Source organism: Bradyrhizobium sp. MOS003, from assembly GCF_003020125.1.
GTDB lineage: Bacteria > Pseudomonadota > Alphaproteobacteria > Rhizobiales > Xanthobacteraceae > Bradyrhizobium.
This window is the reverse complement of sequence record NZ_PYFW01000001.1, coordinates 549,746-562,485: the sequence shown is the minus strand read 5'-3', so window position 1 is coordinate 562,485 and position 12,740 is coordinate 549,746. Positions and strand designations below refer to the sequence as shown.

The following is a 12,740-nucleotide window of genomic DNA, read 5'->3' as shown; positions in this document are numbered from 1 at the left end:
CCACCTGTTCGCAACTTGCGACATGGTTAAGCTATGCCAGTTTTGCGGCGGTTTTGGAACGGGGGTTGTGGGGCGATGCCGGTGGTGTGAGGGGCGCGCAGGCCCCACACTCAGTATCGTCCCTGCGCACGCAGGGACAACAGCAGAGAGTTATGCAGCGTTCGCCAGCTGCAACTGCGTCGCAACCATCCGCTCGAGCGTCTCGACGGACTGGAAATTCTCCGGCGTGATCTCGGCTTGTGGAATGGTGAAGTCGAACTCGGCTTCGACGCCGAGCATCAGATTGACCATATCCATCGAAGTCAGGCCGGCATCGACGAGCTTGGCGGACGGCGTGACGTCAGCGGTGAGAGAATTCTGTTCGAGGATACCCTTCACCAGCTTGATGATGCGATTGCGCAATTCGGTATCAAAGGCTTGCATCGGCAAATTCCCGTCTGTCTGTCAAAGGTCGCACCGGCTTGCCGCTTACGATGGGCACGGCCTGCCGGTCCCGCAATGGGCGACACCAATACTTCAGGTTTCTTAGTAAACGATGACTCAGATTGTCCGGAATTCGACCCTCTTGCAGATTCCTAACGCGATGCCGGAAAAACGGCGGATGCAAACAACCGGACCTTAACTGTTCATTCGGAATTGGGCTTTGTTTACCCTCTATTTCATCGACGAATTTGAATTAAATCCGTAGCCTCATCTCACAAGCAAAGATGACCGGAAGATCGCCGGCGGCATCGCGAATGATGCCGGCGATCTCGAACGGCAAACCGGAGGCGGACGAGTATGAACGTGCGTGAAGCAGTCCTCACTGTCGACGAAGCGGAAACAAGCTTCCTCGAGCAGGGTCCCTCTCTGATCGAGCGCGCCGCCCGGACCGCCGCAGCGGCCGCGGCCGACGCAGACGGGGTCGATCGCGATGCCCGCTTCCCGCACAAGGCTTTCGAGGTCGCTCGCGAGCAGAAGCTGCTCGGCGTCATGATCCCGGTCGAGTTCGGCGGCTTCGGTGCCTCCATCTACGACGTTACCGACATCTGCTACACGCTCGGACGCGCCTGCGCCTCGACGGCGATGATCTACGCCATGCACCAGACCAAGGTTGCGTGCGTCATCCGGCACGGTCACGGCATCCCCTGGATGGAAACCATGATGCGCCGGGTCGCCCGCGACCAGTGGCTGCTCGCCTCCTCCACCACGGAGGGCCAGAACGGCGGCAACATCCGCGCCAGCGCCGCTGCCGTCGACCACGCCGGCGACACCGTTTCGCTGGTGCGTGACGCCACCGTCATCTCCTATGGCGCCGAAGCCGACGGCCTCGTCACCATCGCCCGCCGCGCCACCGAGGCCGCCGCCTCCGACCAGGTGTTGCTGGCGCTCGCCAAGGACGATTACTCGTTGAAGCGGACGCTGGGCTGGGAAACGCTCGGCATGCGCGGCACCTGCTCGACCGGCTTCGAGCTGAAGGTGGATTGCCCCGCCGATCGCGTCTTCCCTGAATCCTATGACAAGATCCACGCCCAGACCATGACGCCGTTCGCGCATCTGTGCTGGTCGTCGGCCTGGACCGGCATCGCCGCCGCAGCCGTGACCCGCGCGCAGGCCTTCATCCGCAAGGCGGCCCGCAGCTCCGGGGGCCAGATGCCGCCGGCCGCGGCGCATTTCACCGCTGCCAAGATGTCGCTGGCGAAGCTTCGCGCGCTGCTGTCGGCCAATATCGATGCCTTCGCCCGTGCCGAGCATGACGAGCGGGCGCTGAGCTCGCTCGACTTCCAATCCTCGATCACGCTCCTGAAGGTGCAGGCTTCCGAGCTCGCGGTCGAGACCGTGATGCATGCGATGCGCACAGCCGGCCTCTCCGGCTACCGCAACGACGGCGAGTTCACCATGGGCCGGCACCTCCGCGACGTGCTGTCATCTCCGATCATGATCAACAACGACCGCATTCTGGCCAATGCCGCGACATCGACTCTGATGAGCGGCGTGCCGACAAGCCTTCGCGACTGAATCAATAACAACAAATTCGAAATAGCAGGATCTCGCGCCATGAATATTGCCATTCTCTCCGACTCGCCCGCGACCGCGCCGCAAATGATCGATCCGCTCGATCATCTCGCCGACAAGCTGTTCCACCGCATGGGCGCCGACGGCGTCTACGCCCGCACCGCACTCTATGAAGGCGTCGTCGAGAAGCTCGCCGCGCTGATCACCAGCCATCGCGAGAGCGGCACCGAGGTGATGCGCTTCCCGCCGGTGATGAGCCGGGCCCAGCTGGAAAAATCCGGCTATCTCAAGAGCTTCCCGAACCTGCTCGGCTGTGTCTGCGGCCTGCACGGCACCGAACGCGAGATCAACGCCGCGGTGAGCCGCTTCGATGCCGGCGGCGACTGGACCACCTCGCTGTCCCCCGCCGACCTCGTGCTGTCGCCCGCCGCTTGCTATCCGGTCTATCCGATCGCGGCGAGCCGCGGACCCCTGCCGAAAGGCGGCCTGCGCTTCGATGTCGCCGCTGACTGCTTCCGCCGCGAGCCTTCCAAGCATCTTGACCGTCTGCAATCGTTCCGGATGCGCGAATATGTCTGCATCGGCACCGGCGACGACGTTGCTGATTTCCGCGACCGCTGGATGGTGCGCGCGCAGAAAATCGCGACCGATCTCGGCCTCGCCTTCCGTGTCGACTATGCCAGCGATCCCTTCTTCGGCCGGGTCGGCCAGATGAAGGCGGTGAGCCAGAAACAGCAGCAGCTCAAGTTCGAACTTCTCATTCCGCTGCGCTCGGAAGAGCAGCCGACCGCCTGCATGAGCTTCAATTATCACCGCGAGCATTTCGGCACGACCTGGGGAATCCAGGATGCCGATGGCGAGCCGGCCCACACCGGCTGCGTCGCCTTCGGCATGGACCGGCTGGCGGTCGCCATGTTCCACACTCACGGCACCGACCTTTCCGCCTGGCCCGCCAAGGTGCGGGACATCGTGGGCCTGCAGCCGCAGGTCACGGCCGACGCCCACGTCGAAGGCTGGCGCTAGCGGCATGATCCGGATCCGAAGGCCGGCGTCGGCAAAAGTGCGAAGCGGCCTTCCGAAAAGACCATGCTGAAACAATAGACCGAACGAGGCCTGCCATTTCCACGGGTAAGACGAGCGTGATTCACACCAAGGTGCGATGCCGCGAGATCACCGAGGCCGACGCCGAAGCGGTCGCGGACCTGCTGACGCGCGGCTTCGTCGGCCGCTCACGGAACTATTGGATTCAGGGTCTGCGCCGGCAGGCCTTCCGGTCCGTCCCGGAGGGCTATCCCCGCTTCGGCTACATGCTCGAAAGTGACGGCACGCCAGTCGGCGTGCTGCTGCTGATTTACACGGCGCGGAAGAACGGCGAAGAGACCAACATCCAGTGCAATCTGTCGAGCTGGTATGTCGATCCGGCCTACCGCAACTATGCCCCGCTGCTGACCAAGATCGCGCAGCGGCACAAGGAAGTGACTTATTTCAACATCAGCCCGGCAACGTGGACCTGGCCGATCATCGAAGCGCAGGGCTTTCGTGCCTATTGCCGCGGCATATTCTTCTCGGTGCCTGCCCTGGCGCGTCCACCGCGCTGGAGCGAGGTCGAGGTCATCTCGCCTCACGCCAAGACGATCGAGGGGCTGTCCGAAGCCGAAACCGAGTTGCTGACGCGGCACGCGCGCTATAATTGCCTCAGCCTCGTGTGCCGAACGCCGAAGGGAACATTCCCCTTCATCCTGCAACCGGTGCGCATCCGCCGCGGCTTCCTCGCGCCCCCTGCGATGAAGCTGATCTATTGCCGCAGTGCTGCTGAATACGCCCTCTGTGCAGGCCGTATCGGCCGGCTGCTGCTGCGGCTCGGCAAGATCGCGGTGACGATCGATTCGAACGGGCCGATTCCCGGCCTGGTCGGTATTTATACCGAGCAGCGCGGGCGCAAATATTTCAAAGGTCCGCACCGGCCGCAACTCGGCGATCTCACCGATACGGAACTGGTGTTGTACGGCCCCTAGCCAACCCGGCTCTGTAGCCCGCATGAGCGCAGCGACATGCGGGAATGTCCGCTCCGGATATCGCTGCGCTCATCCGAGCTACATCCTACCGCTTTGTCAGCTCGCCATTTGCGCGGTCTCTCTCCATCGCCGGTCACCCTCCGTAAACTACTGCGCTTAAGGGAATTTTCCGGCCTCTTCGCTACACTCGGTGGTTGAATTAGGTTGCGTTAAGTCTATTGCCCGCCGAGACCCGCCGACCCCATGATTTCGACCCGCGACAACGAGCTTGGTGCACGCCGCGAGCAAGGCCCGGAGGCCCTGGTCGCGCTGAGCCAGCTTGCGCTCGACCACATGGAACAGGGTGTCTGCGTCTACGATGCCGACAACCGGATCGTGCTGGTCAACCAACGCTATCTATCGCTGTTCGACATGTCGGCCGACATCGTGCGGGTGGGGACGAGCTACCGCGAGGTGCTCGCGCATAGTGCGGTGCGCGGCAATTTTCCCCGGGATCAGCTCGACACGCTGTATTCGTCGCGGATCGCGCAGATCGCAGGCGGAAAGCCGTTCCGCACCGAGCAGCGGCTTGCAAGCGGCCTTGTCATGTCGCTCGAGCTGAAGCCGCTGCCCGGCGGCGGCTGGATGACGATCTGCGACGATGTCACCCGCCTTGCCCGGCTCGAAGCCGAATTGCGCGTGCAGACCGAGCGCAGCCAGCACGCGCTCGCCAACATGTCGCACGGCCTCATCATGTACGACGCCGACAGCCGCGTCGTCGTCTGCAACGATCGTTTCCTGAGCCTCTACAATCTCGATCCCGATGTCGTGAAACCAGGCGTCCCGCATCGTGCGGTGCTCGACCATTGGGTGGAGCGCGGCAATTTGCCGGGCATGCCTGCCGACGAATTCCACGTCTCCAGATTGGAGGACGTGCGCACCAGAAGGACGAAAGCCCTGCTGGTGATGCGTTACGACGGACGCATGGTGCAGACGGTCTCCCGCTTCCTCCCCGACGGCGGCTGGGTCACCGTGCACGAGGACGTCACGGAGCGGCTGCAATACGAGGAAACGCTGAGGCAGCAGAATTTCATTCTCGACGCCGCGTTGGAGAACATGGCGCACGGGCTCGCCTTCTACGACAGCGACATGCGCCTTCGCATCTGCAACACCACCTACCGCAGGATCTACCGACTGTCACCAGCGGAGACCAGGCCCGGCACCCACCTCGCCGAGCTGATCGAGCGCTCGATGGCCAACGGCGCGTTTGCTTCGGAGTACAGCCCGCAGCAAATCCTCGAAGCCGCCCGCGCGCGGATCGCGAGCCGCGATTGCTCGCCGATGCGCAGGAACATGGCGGAGGACACCGTGATCTCGGTGCGCTATTGTGCACTGGCCGAGGGCGGCTTCGTCGCCACCTACGAGGATATCACCGAGCGCGAACATGCGATCGGGGAGCTGAGCGAACAGTATCTCCGCTTCGACGCGGCGCTGAACAACATGAGCCAGGGCCTGTGCATGCTCGATGCGAGCCTGCGCGTGATCGTCTGCAATCGCCGCTATATCGAGATGTACGGCCTTTCGCCTGACATCGTGAAGCCCGGCGTCTCGATGCGCGAGATCATGGAGCACAGCTGCGAGCTCGGCATCCATCAGAACACCACAGCCGCGCGGCTCTATGCCGACTATGTCGAACGGCTGCGCGAGGGCGAGCATACGCTGCACCGGCATTTGAGCGATGGCCGCATCATCAAGCTCAATCACAAGCGGATGGAGCATGGCGGCTGGGTCGTCACCTACGAGGACGTCACCGAGCGTCACAAGGCCCAGGCGCGCGTCGCGCACATGGCGCAGCACGATTCGTTGACCGACCTGCCCAACCGCACGCTGTTCCGCGAGAAGATGAGCGAGGGACTGAACCAGGTCGCGATCGCCGGCGGCGCGATGGCCGTGCTGTGCTTCGACCTCGACAATTTCAAGACCGTCAACGACCGCCTCGGCCACGCCGCCGGCGACCGGCTGCTGCGCTGGGTCGCGGCGCGGCTGAAGGAGAATGTCGGTGAGCACGACACCGTCGCGCGCCTCGGCGGCGACGAATTCGCCGTGCTCCAGCGCGGACCGCAGCCGCAAGCGGCGGAGCAGCTGGCCAGAAGGGTGGTCGAGGTCATCGGTCATCCGCCGCCGCTGGAAAATCAGTCGATCCATGTCGGCGTCTCCGTCGGCATCGCAATCGCACCCGACCACGGGCTCGATGCCGACGAGTTGATGAAATGCGCTGACCTCGCGCTGTACCAGGCCAAGGCCAAGGGGCGCGGCGCCTATCAGCTGTTCGAGCCCGAAATGGAGGAAGAGGCGCGCCGCCGGCACGCGCTGGAACACGATCTGCGCGGAGCGCTGGAAGCAGGCGAATTCCATCTGGTGTTCCAGCCGCAGGTGCGGCTCGATTCGTCCGAGCTCACCGGGTTCGAGGCGTTGCTGCGCTGGAAACATCCCTCGCGCGGCTTCGTCTCGCCGGCCGAGTTCATTCCAATCGCGGAAGAGGATGGCCTTATCGTTCCGATCGGCGAATGGGTGCTGCGCACCGCCTGCGCGACTGCCGTGTCATGGCCCGACCTCACCGTCGCGGTGAACCTGTCGCCGGTGCAGTTCCGGTCGCGCGGGCTGGTGGCAATGGTCACGAGCGCGCTTGCCGAAGCCGGCCTGCCGCCGGAGCGGCTCGAGCTCGAGGTCACCGAAACGGCACTGCTCGACGACAGCGAGGCGACGGTCGAGATCCTGCACCAGCTGCGCGCACTCGGAGTACGCGTCAGCCTCGACGATTTCGGCGTCGGCTATTCCTCGCTGAGTTACCTGCGCAAGTTTCCGTTCGATCGCATCAAGATCGATCGCTCCTTCGTCGGCACGCTCGGCGAAAGCCCGGAGAGCGTTGCCATCGTCCGCACCATCGCAAGCCTCGGCTCCGTGCTCGGCGTCGAGACGACCGCGGAGGGCGTGGAGACCAAGGAACAACTCGACTTCGTCCGCGAATGCGGCTGCACCGCCGTGCAGGGCTATTATTTCGGCAGGCCATGCCCCGCATCGGAAGTTGGCCGCACCATCGAGACGCTGAGTACGGTCCGGCGCGTGGCGTAGCGGCTTTCTGCTCCCCTCAAATTCCGCCTCTCGGCACACGACCAAACGACGAATTGTCGCATGTGCCGCCTCTGCCGGGATTGCCGCACCGCCCGGCGCCCGTGATCCGCGTAATGCGCTTTTCTTCTCGCTCGATTTCAGGAACAATCGCCTCGCAAGAACGAGAAAAGGCAGCCCGCAAAGAGGCCGCCGCGAGGGAGGAGTTTCGATGCCGCGATACGGGCTGAAGACAATCGCATTTGCCACGATGCATGCCGTCATGGGCGCATCGCTCTCGACGGTCGCCAGCGCGCAGGACTATCCCAGCAAGCCGATCACGCTGATCGTGCCGTGGCCGGCCGGCGGATCGACCGATATCTCGATGCGCGCCATCGCCGACAGCGCCTCGAAGGTGCTGGGGCAGCCGATCGTGATCGACAACAAGGCCGGCGGCGGCGGCACCGTGGGACCTGCCACCATGGCGGCGGCCGCGAAGCCGGACGGCTATACCATCTCGCAGATTCCGATCACCGTGTTCCGCCTGCCTTTGATGCAGGAGGTGTCGTGGGATCCGGCGAAGGATTTCACCTACATCGTCCATCTCACCGGCTACACCTTCGGTGTGACCACCAGCGCGGAATCCCAGTTCAAGAGCTGGAAGGACGTGGTGGAATTCGCGAAGGCGAACCCGGGCAAGGTGACCTACGCCACGCCAGGTGCCGGCACTTCGCTCCACGTCGGGATGGAGCAGATCGCCGGGATGGCCGGCATCAAGCTGACGCAAGTCCCCTTCAAGGGTGGCGCGGAGACCAACGCTGCGGTGCTGGGACAGCACACCATGCTGCAGGCCGATTCCACGGGCTGGCGGCCGCTGGTCGACGCCGGCAAGCTCCGCCTGTTGATGGTCTGGACCGGCGCGCGCTCGCCGAACTACCCTGATGTGCCGACGCTGAAGGAGCTCGGCTATCCCATGGTCTATGACTCGCCGTTCGGCATCGCCGGCCCGAAGGGCATGGATCCAAAGATCGTCGCCAAGTTGCACGATGCTTTCAAGAAGGCGGTCGAGGACCCCGCCGTCGTGGCAACGCTCGCCAAATACGACATGGTGCCGAACTACAAGAACACAGAGGACTACAAGAAGTTCGTCGTCGAGGTCACGGAGTCAGAGCGCAAGGTGATCGAAACGCTCGGGCTGGCGAAGAAGTAGATCAGGCCGCCTGCGTGTCCCGGACGCGATGCAGCGCTTCTTCAGCGTTGCACCGCAGAGCCGGGACCCATCTTTTCGTCCACACTCATGGGCCCCGGCTCTGCAGCGCATCGATTCGTGCTGCTGCGTCGGGGGCACGAGAGAGATCGCGATGACCAATCAAACCAACGTCAAACTCCGCCTCAGCAACTCCGAACTCTGGGGCGGGCTGATCGGGCTCGCGCTCGGCGGCTTCGTGATCTGGTCCGGCGTGAAGCTGAAGCTCGGCACCATCAACGATCCCGGCTCCGGCTACGTGCTGTTCTACACGGGCATCCTGATGTGCGTGTTCGCAGGCACCATCATCGTCTCGGCACTCACCGACGGCGCGCCGACGCTGGCCTCGCGCTGGGAGAATGTGCGCTGGAGCAAGCCGCTCCTGCTGATTGGCTGTCTCGTGGCATTCTCCATTGCTCTGGAGCCGCTCGGTTTCCTGCTGTCCTCGATCCCGTTGATGTTGCTGCTGTTGCGGCTGATCGATCCCGTGCGCTGGACGCTGGCGATTCCGATCGCAGTGCTGGCGCCATCAGGCATGTGGTGGGTGCTCAAGCGGCTGCTGTTGATCCAGCTGCCCTCGGGCCTGTTCGGGATCGGCTGACCCTATGGATACGCTTATCAATGTCGCCCATGGGTTCGGCGTCGCGCTGCTGCCGGTCAACCTGCTCTATTGCTTCATCGGCGTCTTTATCGGCACGCTGGTCGGCGTGCTGCCGGGCATCGGGCCGATCTCGGCGATGTCGCTGCTGCTGCCGGTCACGCTGTCGGGGACGCCGGAATCCGGTATCATCATGATGGCCGGCATCTATTACGGCTCGATGTATGGCGGCTCGACCACCTCGATCCTGGTCAACATTCCCGGCGAGGCCGCTTCCGTCGTCACCTGCATCGACGGCCACCAGATGGCGAAGCAGGGACGCGCGGGTCCCGCGCTCGGCATTTCCGCCTTCGGCTCCTTCATTGCCGGCACGTTCGCGCTGATCGCCTTGATGCTGGTGGCGCCGAAGCTTGCCAGCGTCGCCATCGCGTTCGGCCCGGCCGAGTATTTCAGCCTGATGGTGCTCGGCCTCGTGGTCCTCACTTTCCTGACGCAGGGCTCGATGCCGAAGGCGCTGCTGATGGCGTGCATCGGTGTCGTGCTCGGGCTGATCGGGCTCGACAGCATCACGGCGCAGCCGCGCCTGACCTTCGGCCGCATGGAGCTGATCGACGGCATCGGGCTCGTGCCCGTGGTGATGGGCCTGTTCGGCGTTGCCGAGGTGCTGCTCAACACCGAGCAGGCGATCAAGCGCGACATCATCAACACCAGGATCACCCATCTGCTGCCCACCAAGGAGGACTGGAAGGCGAGCGCAGGTCCTGTCGGCCGCGGCACCATCCTCGGCTTCTTCCTCGGCATCCTGCCGGGCGGCGGCGCGGTGGTGGCGTCGTTTGCCTCCTATGCGCTGGAAAAGCGGCTGTCGAAGACGCCGGAGCGCTTCGGCCATGGTGCGATCGAAGGCGTCGCCGGGCCGGAATCAGCGAACAACGCCGCGGCGGGCGGCGCCTTCATTCCGCTGATGACGCTAGGCATCCCGCCGAATGTGGTGATGGCGCTACTGCTCGGCGCCTTCGTCATTCACGGCCTGCAGCCGGGACCGCTGCTGATCACGCAGAACCCGGGCCTGTTCTGGGGCATCGTCGCCAGCATGTATATCGGCAACGTCATGCTGCTGGTCCTGAACCTGCCGCTGATCGGCATGTGGGTACAGCTGCTCAAGCTGCCCTACAACATCCTGTTCCCCCTGATCATCCTGTTCACGATCCTGGGCGTCTACTGCTCCAGCAACAACGTGTTCGACGTCTATGTGATGATCGCGTTCGGCATCGCCGGCTATTTCATGCGCAAGCTCGGCTACGAGCCGGCGCCGCTGGTGCTGGCCTTCGTGCTGGGGCCGATGATGGAGAACAATCTGCGCAAATCGCTGATCCTGTCGCAGGGCGATCTCTGGACCTTCGTGCAGCGGCCGATCTCGGCGGTGTGCCTCATCTTCGCACTGGTGCTGCTGATCGCGCCGCTGCTGCCGTCACTGCGCAAGAAACGCGAGCTGGTGGCGCTGGATGAGGGGGCATAGCTTCGTAGGGTGGGCAAAGCGTAGCGTGCCCACCTTTCGCGCCGCGTCATTCAGAGAGATGGTGGGCACGGCGCAAACGCGCCTTTGCCCACCCTACAAGACTTCAGCTTGCCGCCGGCAGCGCGCTATCCGACGGCGCGCTCCAAGGCCGCTCGCCAGATGCGAGCCCGATCAGGCGGCCCTGGATGTAGTCGCAACCCCAGTCCCGGAGCATGCCTGCGGCCTCTTCGTCCTGCACCCATTCCGCCACCGTCTTGATGTCGAGGCGGCGGGCGAGATCGATCAGGGTTTGCACGAAGGCGCGGTCGTCGGCGGAATGTGTGATGTTCTGCACGAACGCGCCGTCGATCTTCACGATATCGACGCCGAGCTTGCGCAGGTTTCGGAACGAAGTGTAGCCCGCGCCGAAATCGTCGATGGCGATGCGGCTGCCGAAATTCTTCAGCCGCGTGACGAAGCCGCGGACATCGTCGATGTCCTGGATCGCGACCGTCTCGGTGATTTCGACGATCAGCCGCTCGGCGACGCCGGGATGGGCCAGCATCAGCGACTCGATCCCCGCCCACCAGTCCGGATCCATGGTCGTATCAGGCGAGATATTGAGACTGAGGCTGATGTCGGGCGCGGCGGCGAGTTCGGCGACCACGAGCTCGAGCACGCGGTGATCGACCAGGCGGATCAGGCCGAGCCGCTCGGCGACTGGCACGATGTCGGGCGCGAGCAGCACCTGACCGTCGCCCTGATCCATCCGCACCAGGCATTCGTGAAACGCACGCTCGCGCGAGACGGCCGACACCACCGGCTCATAGGCAAGCTTGATGCGGCGTTCGTTCAGCGCGGTGACGATCTCGTCGGTGACGCGGATGTTGACGCGGCGCTGGGCGTCGCGCGTGGCATCCGGACGCCAGGCCGCGAAAGAGCCGACGCGGCGACTCTTGGCGGCATCCAGCGTCTCATGGGCGCGGTTGACGGCTTCGTCGGTGTTGCGGGCATAGCGCGGCACGCTGACCGCGCCGATCGAGGCGGTGACCGAGACCGGGCCGGATTTGGTCGGCACCACCTCATCGCGGATGCCGGCAAGGAAACGCTCAGCGGCGACGTTCATGTCGTCGACGGTGCAGTTCTTCAGGATCAGGCCGAACTTGTTGCCGGAAAAGCGGCCGAGCACGTCGCCGCCACGCAGGCGCGAGCGGATGCGCTTGGCGATGTCGAGGATCACGGCATCGGCAACGTCGAAGCCGAAGGCGTCGTTGACGCGGGCGAGATGGTCGATGCCGACCAGCATGAAGGCCGCGGTCGAGCGGTAGCGGGTGGTCTCCTCGATCGCCTCGGCCAGCGCGGCAATCAGGTGAGAACGGTTGAGCTCGCCGGTCAGCGGATCGAGCCGTGCCAGCTTGGTCAGCTCCTCGTCGCGGGCGTGGCGCTCATTGTTGATACGGACCGAGCCGATCGCACGCACCGGGCGGCCGTCGGGGCCGGCGAACCAGCGCCCGGTCTCCTCGATCCAGATCACGGGATCGGCGGCACTCATGCGGACGCCGTACTCGACCCGGTAGGGGGTGCCGTCGGCACCATGCACGGCATAGGTTTGCGTCAGCGCCGCAGTGCGCAGCGATGGCGCGGGCTCGATCAGCTTGGCGAATTCGGCGCCCGTCGCCAGCCGCTCGGCGGGAATGCCGGGAAAGACGCTGGCGACCTGGTCGCCCCAGACGATCGCATCGCTGCCGATGTCCCAGGCGAACACGGCCTGGCCGAGGGCGGCCAGGATGTCAGAGGCTTGCGGTAATGCGGGGATCAAGATCGCCTCGTTTCGGGACAGCGGGAAGTCCTGAGTTGGCACAGGATAAAGCCAGATTCGTCGCCAACCCTAGGCAAAGTTGATAAACAATTTGGAAACCACGTTTCTGCGGGCCGGGGAACCAAACCGGGCCGTCCGGCATAGGCCTTGCGAGTACTGACACGCACCCGGCACCAGCGTCCCGAAACGCGACAGGCTCGGCCGGATCAACGGTGATCGCGATGTTGAGTACGGATCGAACGGACGCGACGGAGAACGGCACAGGCACGGCCATGGTGCCGCTCCTGCCGATTTTGCAACGTGTTTACAAGACGCCGTTGCCGCGTCCCGATCCGAGCTTCGTCGCCCAGTTGATCGCCAATGCCGAACATCTGCCCCAGGCGAACCGGCTGCGCCGCGCCTCTTCCGAAGATGCGCAGACGGCTTATGGCGGCAAGCGCCCGCTGCAAAGCGTCAGCGCGCGCACGCGGCAGGTGGTTTGAGAT

10 protein-coding genes are annotated in these 12,740 nt (G+C 64.3%); 8 read left to right on the top strand and 2 right to left on the bottom strand.

Annotation, left to right across the window (positions count from 1 at the left end):
- Positions 1-150: 150 nt before the first annotated feature.
- Complete coding sequence (locus C7G42_RS02705; protein ID WP_106947536.1) at positions 151-423, bottom strand: phosphopantetheine-binding protein; 273 nt, start codon at positions 421-423, stop codon at positions 151-153.
- 357 nt (positions 424-780) lie between these two features.
- Between C7G42_RS02705 and C7G42_RS02700 the strand changes: the two genes are divergently transcribed.
- The 7 genes from C7G42_RS02700 to C7G42_RS02670 all read left to right on the top strand — a co-directional run bounded on the left by C7G42_RS02700 (position 781) and on the right by C7G42_RS02670 (position 10,457).
- Positions 781-1,998: an acyl-CoA dehydrogenase family protein gene (locus tag C7G42_RS02700; protein WP_094976240.1), complete on the top strand. Its 1,218-nt coding sequence runs from the start codon at positions 781-783 to the stop codon at positions 1,996-1,998.
- A gap of 39 nt (positions 1,999-2,037) precedes the next feature.
- Entirely contained in the window at positions 2,038-3,018 is a 981-nt protein-coding gene (locus C7G42_RS02695; protein ID WP_106947535.1) for an amino acid--[acyl-carrier-protein] ligase, read from the top strand.
- Positions 3,019-3,134: 116 nt separating this feature from the next.
- Positions 3,135-4,010 carry a GNAT family N-acetyltransferase gene (locus C7G42_RS02690; protein ID WP_106947534.1) on the top strand — a complete coding sequence of 292 codons (876 nt, stop codon included), beginning with the start codon at positions 3,135-3,137 and terminating at the stop codon, positions 4,008-4,010.
- 243 nt (positions 4,011-4,253) lie between these two features.
- Complete coding sequence (locus C7G42_RS02685) at positions 4,254-7,121, top strand: PAS-domain containing protein (protein WP_106947533.1); 2,868 nt, start codon at positions 4,254-4,256, stop codon at positions 7,119-7,121.
- A gap of 208 nt (positions 7,122-7,329) precedes the next feature.
- Entirely contained in the window at positions 7,330-8,307 is a 978-nt protein-coding gene (locus C7G42_RS02680) for a tripartite tricarboxylate transporter substrate binding protein (RefSeq protein WP_106947532.1), read from the top strand.
- A gap of 151 nt (positions 8,308-8,458) precedes the next feature.
- On the top strand, positions 8,459-8,944 hold the full coding sequence (locus C7G42_RS02675; protein ID WP_106947531.1) for a tripartite tricarboxylate transporter TctB family protein: 486 nt from the start codon (positions 8,459-8,461) through the stop codon (positions 8,942-8,944).
- Positions 8,945-8,948: 4 nt separating this feature from the next.
- Positions 8,949-10,457: a tripartite tricarboxylate transporter permease gene (locus C7G42_RS02670; RefSeq protein ID WP_106947530.1), complete on the top strand. Its 1,509-nt coding sequence runs from the start codon at positions 8,949-8,951 to the stop codon at positions 10,455-10,457.
- A 103-nt stretch (positions 10,458-10,560) separates the two neighbouring features.
- On the opposite strand, the gene C7G42_RS02665 is transcribed toward C7G42_RS02670, so the two are convergent.
- A complete protein-coding gene (locus C7G42_RS02665; protein ID WP_199580610.1) occupies positions 10,561-12,255 on the bottom strand; it encodes a bifunctional diguanylate cyclase/phosphodiesterase in 1,695 nt (564 codons plus the stop codon).
- 221 nt (positions 12,256-12,476) lie between these two features.
- Between C7G42_RS02665 and C7G42_RS02660 the strand changes: the two genes are divergently transcribed.
- The gene (locus C7G42_RS02660) at positions 12,477-12,737 is read left to right on the top strand and encodes a hypothetical protein (RefSeq protein ID WP_199580776.1); all 261 of its coding nucleotides are present in this window, start codon (positions 12,477-12,479) and stop codon (positions 12,735-12,737) included.
- The last annotated feature ends 3 nt before the right edge of the window (positions 12,738-12,740 follow it).

What these genes read in the sequence shown, in the direction of transcription:
- C7G42_RS02705 (WP_106947536.1), bottom strand. Translation starts at nt 423, where the DNA reads ATGCAAGCCTTTGATACCGAATTGCGCAATCGCATCATCAAGCTGGTG.
- C7G42_RS02700 (WP_094976240.1), top strand. Translation starts at nt 781, where the DNA reads ATGAACGTGCGTGAAGCAGTCCTCACTGTCGACGAAGCGGAAACAAGC.
- C7G42_RS02695 (WP_106947535.1), top strand. Translation starts at nt 2,038, where the DNA reads ATGAATATTGCCATTCTCTCCGACTCGCCCGCGACCGCGCCGCAAATG.
- C7G42_RS02685 (WP_106947533.1), top strand. Translation starts at nt 4,254, where the DNA reads ATGATTTCGACCCGCGACAACGAGCTTGGTGCACGCCGCGAGCAAGGC.
- C7G42_RS02680 (WP_106947532.1), top strand. Translation starts at nt 7,330, where the DNA reads ATGCCGCGATACGGGCTGAAGACAATCGCATTTGCCACGATGCATGCC.
- C7G42_RS02675 (WP_106947531.1), top strand. Translation starts at nt 8,459, where the DNA reads ATGACCAATCAAACCAACGTCAAACTCCGCCTCAGCAACTCCGAACTC.
- C7G42_RS02670 (WP_106947530.1), top strand. Translation starts at nt 8,949, where the DNA reads ATGGATACGCTTATCAATGTCGCCCATGGGTTCGGCGTCGCGCTGCTG.
- C7G42_RS02660 (WP_199580776.1), top strand. Translation starts at nt 12,477, where the DNA reads ATGTTGAGTACGGATCGAACGGACGCGACGGAGAACGGCACAGGCACG.